Source organism: Hymenobacter sp., assembly GCF_036388155.1.
Classification (GTDB): Bacteria; Bacteroidota; Bacteroidia; order Cytophagales; family Hymenobacteraceae; genus Hymenobacter.
Window position 1 is genome coordinate 19,116 of the sequence record NZ_DASVSI010000169.1, and the last position, 18,814, is coordinate 37,929.

The following is an 18,814-nucleotide window of genomic DNA, read 5'->3' on the forward strand; positions in this document are numbered from 1 at the left end:
ACCACGCCCCGCATTCCTGCCAACATTTGAGCCTGAACAACTCGCTTGTTCGCAGCGCACCTCCTGAGACCCGCCCGATGAAAGCATTCTTACTTGCGGCCCGCCGCGCCACTACGGTGGCCTTGCTGCTGGGCAGCCTGGCGGCCTCGGCCCAAAGCCCCGGCCGGGTCACCACCTCCTTCGACCCCAATTGGCGCTTCCTTAAGGGCGAAGCTAAAGGCGCCGAGCAGCCCGCTTTCGCCGATGCCAAGTGGCGCACGCTGGCCGTGCCGCACGACTGGAGCATCGAAGGCCCGTACGACCAGGCCAACCCCACCAGCCGCGGCGGGGGCTACTTGCCGGCCGGTGTGGGCTGGTACCGCAAAACCTTCACCCTGCCCGCCACCGACGCTCAGCGGCGCGTCCGCGTCGAGTTCGACGGCGTGATGGCCAACAGCGAGGTGTGGATTAACGGCGTGTCGCTCGGCCAACGGCCCTACGGCTACAGCAGCTTCAGTTACGACCTGACCAAGCACCTCAAGTTCGGCAAGGGCCAAACCAACGTGCTGGCCGTGCGCGCCGACAACACCGTGCAGCCGGCCTCGCGCTACTACACCGGCGCGGGCATCTACCGGCACGTGCGGCTGGTGAGCACCGCGCCCGCGCATTTTGAGGAAGGCGGCGTGTACGTAGCCGCCACTCCGGAGGGCGTAGGCAAAGGCAACGTGGAAGCAGCAACCATCAAAGTGCAGGCCGATGTAATCAATCAATCGGCGGCAAGCGGGGAGTACGTGCTGCAAACCACCATTCTGGACTCCAGCGGCAAAAGCGTAGCAACCACAGAAACAAAGCAAACCGTGGCGGCCGGCAAGTCGGCGACGGTCAGCCAGGACCTGCGCATTGCCAAGTCGGTTCAGCTGTGGTCAACCAACACGCCGGTGCTGTACAAGGCAGTTTCTACGCTGCGCAGCGGCACTGCGGCGCTCGACAACGTGACCACGCCGTTCGGCATTCGCGAAGCCAAGTTTGACGCGGCCACCGGCTTTTCGCTGAACGGCATCCCGATGAAAATCAAGGGTGTGTGCCTGCACCACGACGCGGGCGGCCTGGGCGCGGCCGTACCGCTGGCCGCCTGGCAGCGCCGCCTGGAAGTGCTGCGCGAGGCGGGCGTGAATGGCATTCGCACTGCGCACAACCCGGTGGCGCCGGAGTTTCTGGACCTCTGCGACCAGATGGGCTTCCTGGTGATGGACGAGACATTTGACACCTGGACCGCCGCCAAAAACAACGGCGAGCAGGGCTACAACCGCTTCTTCACGAAATGGTGGGAAGCCGACACCCGCGCCATGGTCGTGCGTGACCGCAACCACCCCAGCATTGTGATTTACAGCGTGGGCAACGAAATCCACGACAACCTCAACAACCCCGAGGGCTTCAAGAAATACAAGGACCAGCAGGACCTCATTCACCAACTCGACCCCACGCGACCCGTCACCATGGCCCTGTTCCGCCCCGGCCAAAGCAAGGTGTACGAAAACGGCTTTGTGGAAACCATGGACGTGGTGGGCCAGAACTACCGCGAAAATGAGCTGGTGGCTGCCCACCAGGCCAAGCCCGAGCGCAAGGTCATCGGCACTGAAAACGGCCATCAGCTCACGGCCTGGCTGGCGTTGCGCGACAACCCCTACATGGCCGGCCAATTCCTGTGGGTAGGCTTCGACTACCTGGGCGAGAGCGACTGGCCCCGCACCACTTACGACCAAGGCCTGTTTGACCGCATCAGCGGCTGGAAGCCCCGCGCCTACCAGCGCCAAAGCTGGTGGAGTGACAAACCGATGGTGCGCATGGTGCGCAAAAGCGACAACGCTGGAGCCGGCGTGCTTGTCGCCGACTGGACGCCCACCGACTTCGACACCTACGACGACGGCAAAGTTGAAGCCTATAGCAACGCCGAGGAAGTGGAGCTGTTCCTGAACGACAAGTCCTTGGGCAAGAAAGCCAAGCCCGCCGACGACAGCCCCCGCACCTGGGACGTGACCTTCGCGAAAGGCACCCTGCGCGCCGTGGCCCGCAACAAAGGCCAAGAAGTAGCCACCGACGAGCTCAAAACCGCCCGCCCGCCCGCATCATTCTCACTACTAGCCGGCCCCGCCTCAGCACCAGTTGGGACGACGCGGCCTATGTGACGGCCCGCGTGGTGGACGCCAACGGCGTGCTCTGCCCCAATGCCGACAACCCCATCAAGTTCAGCATGACCGGCCCGGGCCAGGTGGCCGCCGTGGACAACGGCGACGTGAACAGCCACGAAGCCTACCAGGCCAGCCAACGCAAAGTGTACCGGGGCGAGTGCGTGGCCATTGTCAAGGCCAAAAGCACGGGCGGCGGCATCACCCTGAAAGCCTCCGCGCCGGGCCTCGCCGATGGCACCGTGACCATTGACACCGGCGCCAAAGTCACCCAGTAGATGAATTTGGCCATTATCAATCTAAAGAAAAAGACCGTTCTGTTGAGTCGAAAGCCCATCATGCCGAGCGCAGCCGAGGCATCTCGCTCGGTGCAGTAATCCAAACGCAAGAAAAGAGTCACTACAACACGCGAGATGCTTCGGCTTCGGCTGCGCTCGGCATGATGGGCGGGTTTATCAGCACCTGTTGCCGCTTTGGTTACTTGGACTGATTTTCTCTATTCTCCCACTCTATGAAAAACAAACACCTTCCCCGGCATCTGCTAGCTGCCGTTACGCTGCTATTTCTGCTGGTCGCCTTCACTAAGCCGGGCCCCAAGCCTACGATTTTCCTCATCGGGGACTCCACGGTGCGCAACACCAACGCCCCGCAAATGGGCTGGGGCAACGTCGTGGCCACCTACTTCGACACCACCAAAATCAAGGTGCAGAATAACGCCATGGCTGGCCGGAGCACCCGCACATTCATCACTGAGGGGCGCTGGGAAAAGACCATCGCGGCCATCAAGCCGGGCGACTTCCTCATCATGCAATTCGGCCACAACGAAGGCAGTGCGCCCGACACCAGTAAGGCTGGCCGCCGCGGCGTGCTGCGCGGCACCGGCGACGAAACCAAGGCCCTCGTATGGCCTGATGGCCATCCCGAAACTGTAAACACTTATGGCTGGTACCTGCGCAAATTCATCCGCGAAGCCAAGGCAAAAGGCGCCACACCCATTGTGGCTTCCATGATTCCGCGCAACGAGTGGAAGGAAGGCAAGGTCATCCGGGCCAGCAATGACTTTGGCAAATGGGCCCAAGAAGTGGCCCAACAGGAAGGCGTGGCGTTCATCAATCTGAACGAAATCACGGCCCTGAAATACGAAAAGCTAGGCCCCGACGAGGTGAAGAAGTTCTTCCCCGGCGACCACACGCACACCAACGAAGCCGGTGCCCGCGTCAACGCCGAATCGGTGGTAGACGGCATCCGCAGCAACAAGAAAATTGCCCTCAACAAATTCCTGAAAAAAGAGCGGCTGTAGAAACACGACGCTCTGCAATCCTTAACCACGGTTCCCTTCTCTCCAAGAACAACCCACAATAATGTCATCAAGACCGTCATGCTGAGCGCAGCCGAAGCATCTCTACTGCTGCACTAACATTGATTAGTTGCGCGGAAGAGATGCTTCGGCTGCGCTCAGCATGACGGTCACTTGCCTATGAAATCCACTAAATACAACCTGTCTTTTCGAGCCAACCTCAGCCTTGGGCTGCTTCTCCTCACGCTGCTGCTCGCCGGCTTTACCGCACAGCAGTCAGCGCGCCGCAAGCCCACGCTATTCCTCATCGGCGACTCCACCGTGAAAAACGGCAAAGGCAAGGGTGACGGCGGCCTCTGGGGCTGGGGCAATTTCCTGCCCGCAGCGTTTGATACGACTCGCATTCACATCGAGAACCATGCCCTGGGCGGCACCAGCAGCCGGACTTTCCAAACGAAGGGGCTGTGGAGCGCCGTGCAAGCCAAAATTCAGCCCGGCGACTTCGTCATCATGCAGTTTGGGCACAACGACTGCGGCCCGCTGGCCGACACCGCCCGGGCCCGCGGCACCATCAAAAGCAACGGCGAGGAGAGCGAGGAAATCTACAACCCCATCACCAAGCAGCAGGAAGTAGTGCACAGCTACGGCTGGTACCTGCGCAAATTCATTGCCGATACCAAAGCCAAAGGCGCCACGCCCATAGTCTGCTCGCTCATTCCGCGCGACACCTGGAAGGACGGCAAGGTGAACCGCGCCACCAACGACTACAACAAATGGGCCGCCGAAGCCGCCAAGCAAGGCGGCGCCTACTTCATCGACCTCAACCAACTGGTGGCCGACAAATACGACCGCGAAGGCCAGGCCAAAGTCGGCACCGTGTACTTCACTTCCAAAGACCACACCCACACCATCGAAGCCGGCGCGCAGCTCAACGCCGCCACCGTAGCCGAGGGCATTCGCGCCAACAAGAAGCTGCCGCTGCGCAAGTTTTTGCTGAAAAAGTAGCTGATTCAGTGAGTCCAACAGCACTAGAACCGTCATGCTGAGCGGAGCCGAAGCATCTCTACTACCCCGTTTGTCATCCTGAGCAGAGCGAAGGACCTTATCACCCTCGCGCCACCAAAAACTCGGACACCGTGATAAGATGCTTCCTTCGTCAGCATGACACGGTGCGGTAGAGATGCTTCGGCTGCGCTCAGCATGACACCCCTTTTATCATTCCGATAGCCTCATGCTTACCTCTCCCCTTACCCGCTTCTTCCAGCTTCTATTCTTCGGTTCTGCGCTGCTGTTCACTCAGGCCAGCCATGCCCAGTCGGCGGCGCAAAAGCAAGTGCAATACCTCTCCGGCCGCGACAACCGCCGCGCGGTGAAGTGGGACTTCTACTGCACCAGCGGGCGCAAAAGCGGCTTCTGGACCACTATCGCCGTGCCCTCGTGCTGGGAGCAAGAAGGATTTGGCCTCTACAACTACGGCCGCGACTACAAAACCTACGGCAAGAATTTCCGCTTCGCCAACGAGCAGGGCCTGTACAAGCACAGCTTCACGGTGCCCGCAGCTTGGCGCGGGCGGCGGGTTGAAATTGTATTTGAAGGCTCGATGACGGACACCGAAGTGAAGGTGAACGGGGCCGGGGCCGGGGCCATTCACCAAGGTGCCTTCTACCGCTTCAAGTACGACATCACCGACAAGCTCAAATTCGGCGAGGCCAACGTGTTGGAGGTGAAAGTAAGCAAGATGTCGGCCGACGCCAGCGTGAACAATGCCGAGCGACTGGCCGACTACTGGGTATTTGGCGGGATTTTCCGGCCGGTGTATCTGCAGGCGTACCCGCAGCAGTACGCCGAAAACGTGGCCATCGACGCCCGAGCCAACGGCGCGTTCACGCTCCGCGCCAACCTGCGCAACGTGAAGCAAGCCGCCCAGCTCCAAGCCGACATCGTGGACGCGGCCGGCCAAACCGTGGGCACCGCCAGCACCAGCGTGGCAGCCGGCGACACCGCGGCGCGCCTGAGCACCACCGTGAAAAACCCTCGCCAGTGGACCAGCGAAACGCCCACTCTCTACCGCGCCCGCGTCACGCTGCGCACCGGCACCGAAACCCAGTACCAAACCACCGAAACCTTCGGCTTCCGCACCATTGAGGTGCGCCGCGGGCTGGGCATTTACGTGAACGGCACGCAGGTAAAAATGAAGGGCACCAACCGCCACAGTTGGTGGCCCGAAACCGGCCGCACCCTCAACGATTCCATCCACCTGATGGACGTGAAGCTGCTGAAGGAGATGAACATGAACGCCGTGCGCATGTCGCACTACCCGCCCGACGCCGAGTTCCTGCACCTCTGCGACTCGTTGGGCCTATACGTGCTCGACGAGCTGGCGGGCTGGCAGAAGTTTTACAGCACCAAAGCCGGCACGCCGCTGGTGCGCTCCATGGTGGAGAAAGACCAGAACCACCCCAGCATCATTTTCTGGAACAACGGCAATGAAGGCGGCACCAATAAAGAGCTGGACGCCGTTTTCTACCAGTACGACCTCACCAGGCGGCCCGTCATTCACCCCCACCACCGCCCCGGCAACGCCGTGAACGGCATCGACTGCAACCACTACGAGAACTACTACAGCACCCGCGACATCTTGGCGGATTCGCTTATCTACATGCCCACCGAATTCCTGCACAGCCAGGACGATGGCGGCGGCGGGGCCGGCCTGGCCGACATGTGGGAACTGCACTGGAAAGCGCAACGCTCGGGCGGCGGCTTCCTCTGGGCCATGGTGGACGAGGGCATCACGCGCACCGACCAAAACGGCATCATCGACGTGAACGGCGTGAACGCGCCCGACGGCCTCATGGGCCCGCACCGCGAGAAAGAAGGCAGCTTCTACGCCATCCGGGAGATTTTCTCGCCCATCAAAATCAGCCTGAAAGAGCTGCCTGCGAAGTTCAGCGGCCGCGTACCCGTCGAAAACCGCTTCCACTTCACCAACCTCAGCCAGTGCTTTTTCCAGTGGGAACTGGTGAACTACCGCAAGCCCAGCGACGCCTACGCTGGCAGCATTACGGCCAAGAAAAGCCGCATAAAAAGCCCCAAAGTGGCCCCGTTAGCCACCGGCCAATTGAACCTGGAGCTACCAAAGGACTGGAAAAACTACGACGCCGTGGTACTCTCCGCCTTCGACCCCGTCAAAAACCTGGTGTATAAATGGACTTGGAAAACCAGCAACAACGCCAAGCTGCTCGACGGCGTGCTGGCCCTTACCAGCAAAGAAAAAGCCCCCGTCGAAGTCACCGAAATTGACACCGCCCTCACCCTGAAGGCAAACAATATCACGGTCACATTTAGCAAAAAAACCGGCCGTATTTCGGCCATAAAGGGCAATAATGGCGACAGGCTTTCCTTCACCAACGGCCCCGTGCTGGTGGCCGGCACCGCCACCTTCACCGGCCTCACGCACCGCACCGAGCCCGACGGCGAAGTAGTGGAAGCCGCTTACACCGGCGACCTGAAAACCGTGCGCTGGAAAATGCACGGCACCGGCTGGCTGCGAATGGAGTATGAGTACGCCCTGACCGGCGACCACCAATTTGCTGGCATCAGCTTCAGCTACCCCGAGAACTTTGTCATCGGGGCCAAGTGGCTGGGCAAAGGCCCCTACCGTGTGTGGAAAAACCGCTTGCAGGGCGTGGGCACCAACGTGTGGAGCAACGCCAACAACAGCACCCAAACGGCTGCCGCGCCCTGGATTTACCCCGAGTTCAAAGGCTATTTCGCCGATATCGCGTGGATGGAAATGAACACCGTGGAAGGCAAATTTCTTATCGCCAGCCCGGACAAAGACCTGTTCATCCGCCGCTTCAATTTCTACGGCCTCACCGGCATCAAGCCCACGCCCGGCTTGCCCACTGGCGACCTGTCCTTCCTCGACGCCATCCCGCCCATCGGCACCAAGTTGGGCCTAAACATCGACCCCAACCCCAAAAACCTGGGTCCGGCCAGCGAAACCAACCACTTCACCGGCACCCCCACCAAGCGCACGCTCTACTTCTACTTCGGCCTCCCGCCGACGGATAGCAAGCCCCAGCCCTACATCGCGCCGGTAAAGGACGACTTGTTTTAGAGGTCAGCAACTTTCCTCCCCATCACCATAGCTCCCGTGATGGTAACGGACTGGTCATGCAGAGCGCAGCGAAGCATCTCGCATGGGTGGTAATTAGTTGAAGCACGCGAGATGCTTCGCTGCGCTCTGCATGACGGTTTTTATGTGTCGAATGACACATGCTTGGCAGAATTGAATGCTTTCTCTCTACAACTCGGATTATTCCACCAGCTGCGCAAACAGCCGTGCCAGTGTTTCGCCGGCGTCAGCGCAGCGGCCGGGGTGCACGGGCGACGTCTGCACCACCGTGCTGCGCGTGGCCGTGAGCCAGCGGAACCGCTCGGCAATGGCCAGCTGGCCGATGGTGCCGCCAGTGGCCCGACCTTGGCAAATGCGTTCGAAAGCTTGCAAGCGGGCGTTTATTTCTTCCACGTCGATGTCGGGTGCGACGGCTAGCAGGCGCGCAATGGGCAATTCAATCCGCGTTTGCAGAAAGCCCAAGCTCCGGCAGTACACCACCACGCCTACGTTGAGGAATTCTTCGCGCTCCACGCGGGGCACCACGCGCAGCACGGCGTACTCAAATAAGTGCATTGCGGGCATCGTTTGCTTCCTGAACAAAGGTTTCGGATGCCGCTAAGCGGGTCTCTAAGAAACTGACGTAGTCGGCGCGCTGCTGCTCGGGCGGGGCATCGCCGTTGGTCAGCCACTCGTCGGGCACCAGGGCCACAATGGCACCAATGACTTCGGGCGTGAGTTTGGCGCGACTTTCGGCGTCTACTTCAATTAACTCACTGGCCTGGGGCAGCAGCACGTGGTCCTTCACCTGCGGAAAAGGGCGCGGGCGCGGCTTGGCCCATTCGGGACCGGCGTGGTGGGCGTAGAGTGCCGCGCCGTGGTCGATGAGCCACAGCTCCTTGTGCCACATCAGCATGTTGGTGTTGCGGGCGGTGCGGTCCACGTTCAGCGTGAAGCAGTCGAGCCACACGATTTGCGACGCCAGCCGGGGCTCAACGGTGGTGACCAGCGCGTCGAAGGTGATGGCCCCGCTGAGGTAGTGCAGGGCCAAGTTGCGGCCGGTGCTGGCCTGCAGCAGGTCCTGAATTTCCTCATCGGGCTCGGTCCGGCCGAAGGCTTCGTCCAGCTCACAAAACACCAGTTCGGGCACGCGCAGGCCCAGCACCCGGGCCATTTCGCCCACAATCAGCTCGGCGATGAGGGCCTTGACGCCCTGCCCCGCGCCCCGGAACTTGAGGACGTAGAGGAAATTGTCGTCGGCCTCGACCAGGGCCGGCAGGGAGCCGCCCTCACGCAGCGGCGTCACGTACCGCGTCACGGCCACGGTTCGGAGTTCAAGGGCAGGAGTTGCCGGCATGGGGAAGGATTTACGCCGCAAAGAACGTCATACCGAGGGAAGCTTACCCGTTCTGCTGTGTGCAGTCATCAATGACGTCCCGGTTCAATACTTCCACGCGAAGCTTAATGCAACTTGGTTACTTTTGCCTGTGTTAGCGGAACGTTGTCCTGCTCAATCCTTCGTTTCATTCCTTGCTAACGCCCGCCGCATGCCCTCCCCCGACCGCCTTTCGCAAACCCTAACCCGGCACGGGCTACGCCAAACCACCGTGCGGCGGGCCGTGCTCCAGGTGCTGTCCGAATCGTCGTACGCGCTGTCCGGCGGCGAAATTGAGCAGTTGCTCCCCCCCAACACCGACCGCATTACCCTTTACCGAACGCTGAAATCATTCGAAGAGTGCGGCCTGATTCATCGCGTTATTGATACCAGCGACGTGGTGCGCTACGCTGCTTGTTCCATCGAGTGCAGCGCCAAGGCGCATTTCGACAACCATGTCCACTTCAAATGCACGGCCTGCGAGCACATTTACTGCCTGAACCAAGTGGCCATTCCGGCCGTGACGCTGCCTGCCAAGTTTGAGGCCGTTACGCGGGACTACCTGTTGGCGGGCGTTTGCCGCGAGTGCCAGCCAGCGTAAACAGCACCTTGTTGCACTCGCTTATCTGTTCGCGGAATGGCATTCGACAACGCCCGGCCAGGTAGTAGGCCCATAGAGGATTGGACGCAGAGCAACTAGATGCAATGTGGTTGCAAATAAATCGCAGCTGATTACCTTTGGGCTCTTCACACAAGAACCAGGTGGATGCAACGGTTGCGTAGCAGGTTAGGGGCGTGGTGGCTGTTGCTGCTGCTAGGGCGCGTAATGGCGCCCGAAGCCGCCATGCTGAGCCTGCACGCCCCCATCGCCACACGGTGGACGTGGCCCACCACCGGCCGGCTGCGGTCCAGGCGCACCACCCGGAGGCCGAAGTCTCGCCCCAGCACCAGCATTGCCACGTGGAGCAGCTCTACGATGTAGCGTTCCAGCCCGCGCTGCCTCCGCTCGTGCCCCAGCCCCGGGTGAGTTCCGCCTACCCCACGTACCGGCAAATTGGCGCCGTGTGCCCGGCTCGGCACCTGCTGCCCGGCGCGGCTCTGCGTGGCCCGCCCGCGGGCTAAGCCCGGCGTGGCACGTTAAGTTTCAGAAGGCTTGCGTGATTCAGGGCGGCCTCTTTTTGTGGCTTGAGCAGCGTGGCACGCGGCTCAATAGCCTTCTCTTTTTCCCGCCTTGTTGTTTCTGGCGGGCTGCCTGTTGAAGCGCCAGTCGGCGCTCGCGGACGAGGACTAACGCGCCATTTCGCCTGTCTCCCCCTACTCGACCCGGCCGCGAACAAAGCAAAACCTGCTCCGCCGTTGGCTGGGTCTAAAGCCGCTTCAGAGTTGGGGTACATTTTCGTCGACGGAGTCGCCTCACCCCGGCCCTACCGGGTACGCCCCCTCTCCGAAGCCGCTTTGCCCTTTCCGCATCCCATCGCCAAATCGGGATTCTGTTGCCCGGACTTGCTTGCTGTTCTTCGCCCTTAACGGCGGTGGGTTTGGCGGCTGGCTCACATTCTAAACGCCCTTGCCCATTGGGAAGACGCGGGCGTGGGCCGCCGAAAAGGCTGGATGCTACAGCCAAATTCTTCGCGACAAGTTACCTCAGCCTACCTCGCGAGCATACTCATACTCGGTATTACCCAATTACATTACTGACTGTTACGCAACATATATGCATCAATAACCGCGGCTTCGCATTGATATGAGCTGATGACCAAGCGGCTAGTTTAACCTCAAAACCATCAATCAATCGCACATTCTGACGTCAAATCTTAACTGTGAAAATCGATGAAAAGCGTTTTGAGCAGAAATTTACTTGAACATTAAATGCAACATTGTTACAAATAGCATTTATCTTTGTTTGAACAACTCCCTAATTCTTTCCAACGATGAAAAACCTGCGACTCACCAACCACACTGTGAAACTGGCCCTGAGCTTGGCGGCGGCCACGGTACTGGCCTCCTGCGACAAAAACGAAAAAGAAACGGCGCCTGCCGTCAAAGAGTACCGGTACGTCCGGGTGCTGGTCACCGATGAACAAGCGACTAAGCTCACGCAGATTACCCCTCGCGATGCCTCGGTGGCTTCGTTCGATACAGATTTCCCCTTGGGCACCTTGTATCCGACGGCTTCCGGCCGCTTTGCCGCGGTGCTCTACGGCTCGCAAAACCTGGTCAAGATGTTTGACACGGGCCTGGAGTCGCACGGCGACCACATCGACATAAAGGGCACGCCCAAGTGGGGCACCATCACGGCCACCGCGGCCCGGCCGTCGCACTTCAAAAGCAAGGGCGAAGAGTCGCTCATTTTTAACGACGGCGACGGCACGCTCAGCGTGGGCAACGAAGCGGATTTTCATAATTCGGGCGCTCGGTTTACGGTCCTCAACGCAGGCTTGCAGCCCCACCACGGGGCCATGGCCCACTTTAGCAACGGCACCTACGCCGTGACGACGGCCAGCGCCAGCGGCGCCAACCCCACCCGCGTGCAGGTGATTAACAAGTCCGGCGCTGTGGTGCACGCCTCCACGCTGCAAACCGGTGCCATTCACGGCAACGCTTCCGACGGCGAAAACGCGGTATTTGGGGCCTGGACGTCCACTGCCAACGCCAGCGGCGGGGTGCTGGTCGTGGACAAGGCCGGGCAACAGCGCCTGATTCCCAACCCCGCCGACTTCGGAGCCTTCCGCCTCGGCACGGTACTCTACGCCCAAGAGGCCCGCAAATTTGTTGGGTACGCGGCCACCAAAGGCGCGTATCTGATTGACGTGGCCAACAACCGCATCACCCCGATTTATGCCGGCGCCGACGCCTTCCAGTGCAAAACCGATTACGCCGGCAAAAACCTGCTCGTGCTGACCCTGGACGGCAAGCTGCGGGTCTATGACCTGGCCACCGGCGCGCTCAAAAAGGAGGGCAACGTCATCGGGGCCACGGCAACTGCGGATACCTACAAACCAGTCTTGGAAGCCACCGAGAAGTTTGCCTACGTCGCCGTGCCCTCGCTGGGCGAGGTGCACCAGATTCAGCTGGACAACTTCAGTGTGGTGGCCAAACACAAAGTAACTGCCCGTCCGGTGCGCCTAACCGTGCTGGGTTTTGAGTCGGACGCCAGCCACTAGGCTCCGCCGCCAGTTGATGCAAGAAGCCTCCGCACAAGGGGGCGGAGGCTTCTTACGGCCTGGGAATAAACGGCTTCTGGACCATCTGGCACAACTGCAGACGCGACATCCCTCGGCAAATGCCCAGCAGTTGCGACTCCGTTATTCCGCTGAGCTCACCACAAGAAGCACGTAGTTGGCCCGCTGGGCTTCCTTCGAATGGCGCCATACTTCTTTCAAATCAGCCCATATGCATCGGTGGTAGTACTGGGACTGCTCGCGGCCAGTTGGGCGCCGGCACAGGACGCCACTGTTTCTCAGCCAGCTGGCGCGCTGGAACGTGCGCGCCAGCAGCAGCTCATCAGCAAAATTACCTACATCAAGCAATTTTAATTCGAAGGCATCATGGCTTCCTCATCAACTTTTGACTTCATCATCGTGGGCGGGTCCTACGCCGGGCTGAGTGCCGCGATGGCCCTGGCCCGGGCCCGCTGCCGCGTACTGGTGCTCGACGCGGGCCAGCCCCGCAACCGCACCACCCCGCACGCCCACAACCTGCTGCTGCACGACGGCGACGCGCCCGCCGACCTGGCCGCCCGCGCCCGCCAGCAAGTGGCCGCCTACCCCACAGTGCAGCTCCTGGCAGCCCGCGCCACGGCCGCCGACCAGCTGCCCGATGGCAGCTTCCGGGTCAGTACCGCCGAGCACGGCACGTTCGCGGCGCCTAAGCTGCTGCTGGCCACCGGCATGCGCGATGAGCTGCCCCCGGTTCCCGGTTTTGCCGAATGCTGGGGCACGTCCATCATCCATTGCCCCTACTGCCACGGCTACGAGGTGGCCGACCAACCCACCGGCCTGTGGATGAACGGCGAGACGGTGGCCCACATGGTGGCCATGCTGCTCAATTGGACCCGCGAGCTGACGGTGTTCACCAACGGCCCGGCCACGTTCGGGGCCGACGTGCGGGAGCTCTTGGAACAGCACGGCGTTGGGCTGGAAGAAACGCCCGTAGCATCCCTGCTGCACACCGGCGCGCAGCTCGACGGCCTGGGCCTGGCCGATGGCCGCGCCCTGCCGCTGCGGGTGCTTTATGCCAAAGTGCCCTGGCACCAGGGTTCAGACCTGCCCGCGCAGCTGGGCTGCGAAGTGGATGAAATGGGCCTGCTGCGCGTCGACGACCACAACCAAACCACCGTGCCCGGCGTGTACGCGCTGGGCGACAACTGCACCATGATGCACCAGCTGGCCAACGCCATTGGGGTGGGCAACCGCGTGGGCGGCACGCTAAGCCGCAACCTGATTTTGGGGCGCACCCTGCCGGTGGCAGCCTGAGTCGTGGTCTGCAACACTAGTTCCAAGCTTGTGAAGGAAGCGGCTCCTCGAAACCAGGTGCATCGCAAGCGCACGGCCGAATCTTGATGCATGCCGCTGGGACTCTCGCGCCCCTGCGCGGAGCAAAAATGGGAGCGGCCTACTACAGGCGGCTGACTTGTTGTAGCAACGCGGTGTGCTCCTGCTCCATTTTTTGGTGAGCGGCCACCAGGTGGCGGTGCTCCGCTTGCATGCGCTCGTGCTCGGCTATCATGGTGGCGTGGTCGGCTTGCAGCTGCGCCGCCGGTACCTGGCCCGTGGCGTGGCTGCGCTCCAAGGCAGCGTGCCGGGCCAGCACTTGAGCATGGTGCTGCATGCGGCGCCGGCACAACGCCATGAAGGCCCGGTGGCGGCTTTCCAACACTTGAAAGGCAGGCGCTTGGCCCAGCCCCTTTGCCTGGGCAGTGGCCAGGGCAGCCCGGTGCTCCGCTTCCATCACCGAGTCGGCGGCCTCCATGCGGCGGTGGTCGTTCTCCATCTGCTCGTGGCCAGCCACGAGTTGGGCGTGCATGGGGGCCGCGGGCTGTTCGAGGCCGCCGCTATGGCCACAAGCCGCCAGCACTAGAGCACCCCACAACCCTAAAGGCAGAGCTGCGGAGTTGGGGAAAGAAAACGTCATTTCACGTAAGGCAGGCAGGTTAGGGGCAAATGTAAACGCGCGCGGCCTGCCAACCCACGCTCCCAATAGGGCCCGCCAAGCAATTGGCTGGCTTGCCTGCTTATACGAGCAAATTGTAATTGCAACAATGTTGCATAATAGTTCAACCCGGCTTACCTTTGCTCGCGGTTCGGGCTGACGCTCCTCATCGGCCCCGCTGCCAGGCCGGTTTCCTCAATCATGCTCCTCTCCGCCGGCCACGCGAACGCCGCGCCAGAATCAGGGTCTGCAATCGGGCTCCGGCACGGCGGGATACACTCTTCGATAGTTTTTTAGCCGATGAAAGTTCTTTTGTTGCGCCGCGTGGCTGATTACGGCGGAGTTTTGAATGCCTTGCTCTGTGGAATACACTGCGCGGCCGGGCCCCTGCTACTGGCTTGGTGGGGCACCCGCAACCCGGGAGAAACCGCCGAGCGCTGGGAGTTGGGGTTTTGGGTGATGAGCGGGGTGCTGGTGGCCCTGGCTGCGCGGCGGCAGTCGCCGGCCCCGCTCCGGGTGGCGCTGTGGCTGCTGTTTGCGTTGTTCACGGGGGCCGGCGTGCTCGCGGCCCGGTGGCCAGCCATGCAGTTGGTGCAGTACGCCGCCTCGCTGGGCCTGATTGTGGCCCACTTGCTCAACCGGCACCGCGCCGGCACCGCCCGCCGCCAACCTTGATGTGGCCCGGTGGGCGTTTCTCCGGTTGAGCGGCGGCGCCCTTTTTGGGCGCAAAGCAGGCAGCGGCGGACCAACAGGAAGCGGCTGGTGGCCTGAGCTTGGTAAGCCTCCACGGTGCTTTAAACCCGGTTTAGTCGCGATTATTTGCGACCGGCCATGGCAAGCTCCGAGCAGGAAGACGTTGATGTCCTCGACGAAGGCCGCGGCCGTTACTACTGCCCCATGCCCCTTCCCTTGCGCAGCGCCAGGTAGTCGAGGAAATACAGCACCTTCACCGACACCGAGTTGTTGTGCGGCGTGTTGATGGTGTTAGCCAAGTTGTTGAAATAAAGCGGAGTAGCGTCGTTGCCAAAGCGGTAGGCGTTGTCCGGCATGCTGGCGTTTTTCCACACGATGCTCAGCTGCGAGCCGGGCGCAAACCACCAGGAGTACACCGCGTCCACGTTGAATGCGTTGTAGGTGTTGTCGCGGTTGCGCTGGTAGTCCACCAGCTGCTCCTCGCCGTTCTTGCCCAGCGTGGCGAAGTCGTTGTATTGAACGGTGCTGGTGTAGTGGCGCACACGTAGCGTGAAGGCCATGCGATTGGTGAACGTGTAGGCCGCCGACAAAATATTGGACACCGTGGCCACGTCGCGCCGGCCAAGCATGGTTTGGCCCATAAACGGCTTGTCGAGGGCTTCATTTTCATCGAGGCCACCGTTGACGTAGCCGATTTGGTTCACGTCGAGGCTCCAGTCGACGCTGTAGCGCAGGGTGAAATGGTCGTTGAAGCGGTAGCGCGGGTAGGCGCCGAAGCTGTAGCCCGTGCGGCGGGGCCGGGGCAGGCGCTCGTCGGTGTAGTAGTGCTTCAGCCCGGCGTTCAGGCCGTAGGCGAATTTTTTGCGGGAGTCCGAGTTGAGGAACAGCACCAGCCGGTTGTTGCCGGGCACCCGCACGTAGTACTTGCCCAGCGGAGAGGTGCGTGGCTCGAAATAGTCGTGCGTTACTGCGTCAGAGTTGAAGTCGAACCCGATTTGGTTGAAGCTCTTGGTGAAGGTGGTGTTGGCGCCGAGGTAGAAATTGACCGCCTGGTAGAGCGTGGGCTTATACAGCAAATTGTAATTCACCACCCCGAAAATGGCGAAGTTGTTCACCTTCCAAAACGGCTTGAACTTCTGGTACACCAGCTGGGCCGACTGCGTGATGTTGTTGTTGCCGAACAAGATGCCCAGGTCGTTGGGGTTGTACTTGTCCGACTCGATGCCCTGGTTGAGGTACCACGTCCAGTTGCCGCTGATTTTGCCCAGGCCGATGATGTATTTATAGCCGTCCTGGTCGTCAATTTCCTGCTCGCTGCCAAAGACCTTGCCCCGGCGACGCGAATACACCACGCGGCCATCCACGGCGTAAGAGTTCTTCTTATTGGCGAAGCGGAACAGGCCGCCGGTCACGTTGGCGTCGTAGGTGGCGCCGGCCCGCGTCACGTTGGTGTTGATGAGCGAAACGTAGGAGTTATTCTTCAAACTCTGGTCGAGCACCGCAATGTTGTAGTTGCTGAACGGCTGCGTGAGCACGTCGCGCCGAGCGCCGGAAGTGCTGTCCTGGAGGGTGGCGTACACGTCGTTGCTCAGGGCGTTGAACACGCCCACGCCCAGCCCCTTGCTGGTGCGGCCCGATACTTTGGTGGCGTTCAGCAGGGGGGTCACGCCGGGGTTTTGTACCACAAACTCGCCTTTGCGCCGGCCGTCGGCCTCGCGCGAGCCCTTGCGCAGCTGGCGCTCGGCCTCGCCAAAGCCCAGCGGCTGGGCCCCCACCCGGCGCGAATAAAACAAGCCGCCCTTGTTGAACAACTCAGTGCCTTCGGTGAAAAATTGCCGGTTTTCGTTGAACTGTACCTCGAAGGGCGAAAGGTTGAGCACTTGGTTGTCGCTCTGCACCTGCCCAAAGTCCGGCACCAGCGTAGCGTCCAGCGTGAAGCTTTCGTTGATGCCCCATTTAATATCGGCCCCAGCATTGAAGCTGGTGGTGCGCTTGGTACCCTCGGCGTTCAGTGGGTTGTGGTTGACGTAAGTTGAGACATAGGGCGTGAGCGAGAGGCGCAACGGCGGCTTGAGGTCGCGTAGGCCCGTGAGCACGCCCCACTGGTTCACGAAGCCGTCCACCTGCGGCTTCACCTCGTTCCAGAAAAACGCCTGGTTGTCGCGCTGGCGCTGCCGCATGAAGTTCAGGCCCCATTGCTGCACCTCGGCCGTGCTGAAGCGCAGGGCCGAGTAGGGAATGCGCATTTCGGCCACCCAGTCGGTGCCGCGCAAGGCGGTGCGGCTTTCCCACACCGCGTTCCAGTTGAAATCTTCGCCGCTGGCGGGCGAGTAGCGGGCGTCCATTTGCACGCCGCCCGTAGTCACGAAGAAGGCGTAGCCGTTGAGCTTGTCCTGGTAAGTGTCCAGAAAAATGCCAATGAAGTCGGTGTTGCCGAAGTTGTCGCGGTCGGTGAGCTCGCGCGGAATGGAGTCCTGCGACACGTCGTGCATGACGGCGCCCACGTAAATCGCCGCGTCGTCGTAGAGCACGCGCACCTCGGTGGGGTGCCGCTCGTGCGGGCCGGGGTTGGGCCGGTTTTGAATGAAGTCGGTGGCCGCCGTGGCCTCGCGCCACACCTCTTCGTCGAGCACGCCGTCGAGCTTAATGGGCTGGGTCATGCGCAGGGCCGCAAGCTCGCGCTTGGGCGCCGGTGCTTTGTCGGCATCTTTGGCGTCGGCGGCGGGGGTTTGGGCCCGGGCCGATGGCGCGGCCAGGCCAGCCAGGGCAACAAACAGCAAAACGGTGCGCAGAATAGAGGTAAAGGGCATATGGGTAGCTTGGCGGCGAGTGAGCAAGGACGCGGTTGGTGAAGCGGGGCTGCGTGGCCATTGATATAAACCTATGCAACGGGGTGGAGCCGGCTCTACTGACTGTCACTCACCTACTATCAGTGAAAGCCTGTACCACCGGAAAGCAGGTTTGCAGCCCTGCCTTCGCGTGGCGCCCCAGCCCCGTTGTTTAGATTCTCTTGCCAGCAATTCCGGCAAGAGGTGATTGTATAAATAAAGGCAAAACCCGTGCTTTTCAGGCCGTAGCAATCCTGCAAAAAACCGGCTAAGGCCTTATTTTGCGTGGAAACTGCCGCACTTGGGAATGGTTACTTGCGCTTGCGGAAATACACGTCGTTGCTGATGGATTCGAGCTTCACGAGCGGGCCGCTGCCCTTGAGCTTGCCGCGCAGCTGGTAGCCCACCATGGGGTTTTCCTTGCGGTTGTCGAAGGCAATGTCCTGGTCGGTGTACACCTCGCCGGTGATGGTTTTCAGCGACAGTTCGGCGCCTTTGCTGTCGGGCCAGGCCACGTCCACAAACCCGCTGATGGACTTCACATCCATGGTCCCGTTCAGGCCGGCGATGTCGATGTTGCCGCTGATGGTGCTCACGCGCAGGGCCACGTCGGCCGGCACCGTGATTTCGTACTCGATGACGGCGCACACCTGGGCGATGGTGTTGCCGTCGCGGTCGCGGCCGGGAGTCACCTTCCCGTTAATAATGGTCGTGTTGGTCGTCGTGCTGTAGGTGTCGCCGTAGTACGAGCCGCCGTTGGGGCAGTCGCCGGGCTCGGCTTTGCGCAGCATTTCCTTGTCAAACTCGGAGGTGAGCTTCACCTCGTCGCCCGACTCGTCGAGGGTGAGCAGCAAGGCGTCGTTGAGCCGGTTCTGATTGATGCTCACCGACGCTTTCAGGGTCATTTTGTTGCCCGAGCCGCTCCGAATGCGGATGTTGCTGGCCTGACGCAGGTTGAGAAAAAGGCGCTGGTTTTTGCCAATGTTGGCGCTTTTCTCAATGACTTTTTGGGCGAAAGCTGACTCGATGCCGCTCGCGGCAAATACCAGCAACAGGAAGAATAGGAAGCGGCGCATGGTGCAGAGTAGTAAGGTGAAAGGCTGGATTAGTGTAAAACGCTAGGCCGTCATGCAGCGCGCCGCGAAGCATCTCGCTCGGGGTAGTAACTCTTGGTTAGAGGTGGCGGGC

Annotated in this window: 16 protein-coding genes; 11 read left to right on the forward strand and 5 right to left on the reverse strand. The window is 61.2% G+C overall.

Features of this window, described 5'->3' with window-relative positions:
- The first annotated feature begins 77 nt into the window (after nt 1–77).
- The 5 genes from VF629_RS24025 to VF629_RS24045 all read left to right on the forward strand — a co-directional run bounded on the left by VF629_RS24025 (nt 78) and on the right by VF629_RS24045 (nt 7,582).
- Entirely contained in the window at nt 78–2,165 is a 2,088-nt protein-coding gene (locus VF629_RS24025; RefSeq protein ID WP_331061054.1) for a sugar-binding domain-containing protein, read from the forward strand.
- On the forward strand, nt 2,162–2,443 hold the full coding sequence (locus tag VF629_RS24030; RefSeq protein ID WP_331061055.1) for a hypothetical protein: 282 nt from the start codon (nt 2,162–2,164) through the stop codon (nt 2,441–2,443). The genes VF629_RS24025 and VF629_RS24030 overlap by 4 nt, the downstream gene beginning before the upstream one ends.
- Nucleotides 2,444–2,676: 233 nt before the next feature.
- Complete coding sequence (locus tag VF629_RS24035; protein WP_331061056.1) at nt 2,677–3,465, forward strand: rhamnogalacturonan acetylesterase; 789 nt, start codon at nt 2,677–2,679, stop codon at nt 3,463–3,465.
- A gap of 177 nt (nt 3,466–3,642) precedes the next feature.
- The gene (locus VF629_RS24040) at nt 3,643–4,467 is read left to right on the forward strand and encodes a rhamnogalacturonan acetylesterase (protein ID WP_331061057.1); all 825 of its coding nucleotides are present in this window, start codon (nt 3,643–3,645) and stop codon (nt 4,465–4,467) included.
- Nucleotides 4,468–4,693: 226 nt separating this feature from the next.
- A complete protein-coding gene (locus VF629_RS24045; RefSeq protein WP_331061058.1) occupies nt 4,694–7,582 on the forward strand; it encodes a glycoside hydrolase family 2 protein in 2,889 nt (962 codons plus the stop codon).
- Between the two features lie 198 nt (nt 7,583–7,780).
- On the opposite strand, the gene VF629_RS24050 is transcribed toward VF629_RS24045, so the two are convergent.
- A complete protein-coding gene (locus VF629_RS24050; RefSeq protein ID WP_331061059.1) occupies nt 7,781–8,164 on the reverse strand; it encodes a DUF3037 domain-containing protein in 384 nt (127 codons plus the stop codon).
- Nucleotides 8,142–8,936 (reverse strand): HipA family kinase, encoded by a 795-nt coding sequence (locus tag VF629_RS24055; protein WP_331061060.1) that lies wholly within the window; start codon nt 8,934–8,936, stop codon nt 8,142–8,144. Before VF629_RS24055 ends, VF629_RS24050 begins: the two co-directional genes overlap by 23 nt.
- A gap of 190 nt (nt 8,937–9,126) precedes the next feature.
- Between VF629_RS24055 and VF629_RS24060 the strand changes: the two genes are divergently transcribed.
- The 5 genes from VF629_RS24060 to VF629_RS24080 all read left to right on the forward strand — a co-directional run bounded on the left by VF629_RS24060 (nt 9,127) and on the right by VF629_RS24080 (nt 13,429).
- Complete coding sequence (locus VF629_RS24060; protein ID WP_331061061.1) at nt 9,127–9,555, forward strand: Fur family transcriptional regulator; 429 nt, start codon at nt 9,127–9,129, stop codon at nt 9,553–9,555.
- A gap of 275 nt (nt 9,556–9,830) precedes the next feature.
- Entirely contained in the window at nt 9,831–10,076 is a 246-nt protein-coding gene (locus VF629_RS24065; RefSeq protein ID WP_331061062.1) for a hypothetical protein, read from the forward strand.
- Nucleotides 10,077–10,885: 809 nt separating this feature from the next.
- Nucleotides 10,886–12,118: a hypothetical protein gene (locus VF629_RS24070; protein WP_331061063.1), complete on the forward strand. Its 1,233-nt coding sequence runs from the start codon at nt 10,886–10,888 to the stop codon at nt 12,116–12,118.
- Nucleotides 12,119–12,316: 198 nt separating this feature from the next.
- Nucleotides 12,317–12,490 carry a hypothetical protein gene (locus VF629_RS24075; RefSeq protein WP_331061064.1) on the forward strand — a complete coding sequence of 58 codons (174 nt, stop codon included), beginning with the start codon at nt 12,317–12,319 and terminating at the stop codon, nt 12,488–12,490.
- Nucleotides 12,491–12,502: 12 nt separating this feature from the next.
- Complete coding sequence (locus VF629_RS24080; RefSeq protein WP_331061065.1) at nt 12,503–13,429, forward strand: NAD(P)/FAD-dependent oxidoreductase; 927 nt, start codon at nt 12,503–12,505, stop codon at nt 13,427–13,429.
- A 142-nt stretch (nt 13,430–13,571) separates the two neighbouring features.
- On the opposite strand, the gene VF629_RS24085 is transcribed toward VF629_RS24080, so the two are convergent.
- Nucleotides 13,572–14,087 (reverse strand): hypothetical protein, encoded by a 516-nt coding sequence (locus VF629_RS24085; RefSeq protein ID WP_331061066.1) that lies wholly within the window; start codon nt 14,085–14,087, stop codon nt 13,572–13,574.
- A gap of 318 nt (nt 14,088–14,405) precedes the next feature.
- Between VF629_RS24085 and VF629_RS24090 the strand changes: the two genes are divergently transcribed.
- Nucleotides 14,406–14,780: a MerC domain-containing protein gene (locus VF629_RS24090; protein ID WP_331061067.1), complete on the forward strand. Its 375-nt coding sequence runs from the start codon at nt 14,406–14,408 to the stop codon at nt 14,778–14,780.
- 212 nt (nt 14,781–14,992) lie between these two features.
- On the opposite strand, the gene VF629_RS24095 is transcribed toward VF629_RS24090, so the two are convergent.
- Together VF629_RS24095 and VF629_RS24100 are read right to left on the reverse strand one after the other, a co-directional pair.
- Nucleotides 14,993–17,608 carry a DUF5916 domain-containing protein gene (locus VF629_RS24095; protein ID WP_331061068.1) on the reverse strand — a complete coding sequence of 872 codons (2,616 nt, stop codon included), beginning with the start codon at nt 17,606–17,608 and terminating at the stop codon, nt 14,993–14,995.
- A gap of 329 nt (nt 17,609–17,937) precedes the next feature.
- Complete coding sequence (locus tag VF629_RS24100; RefSeq protein ID WP_331061069.1) at nt 17,938–18,702, reverse strand: hypothetical protein; 765 nt, start codon at nt 18,700–18,702, stop codon at nt 17,938–17,940.
- Nucleotides 18,703–18,814 lie beyond the last annotated feature (112 nt).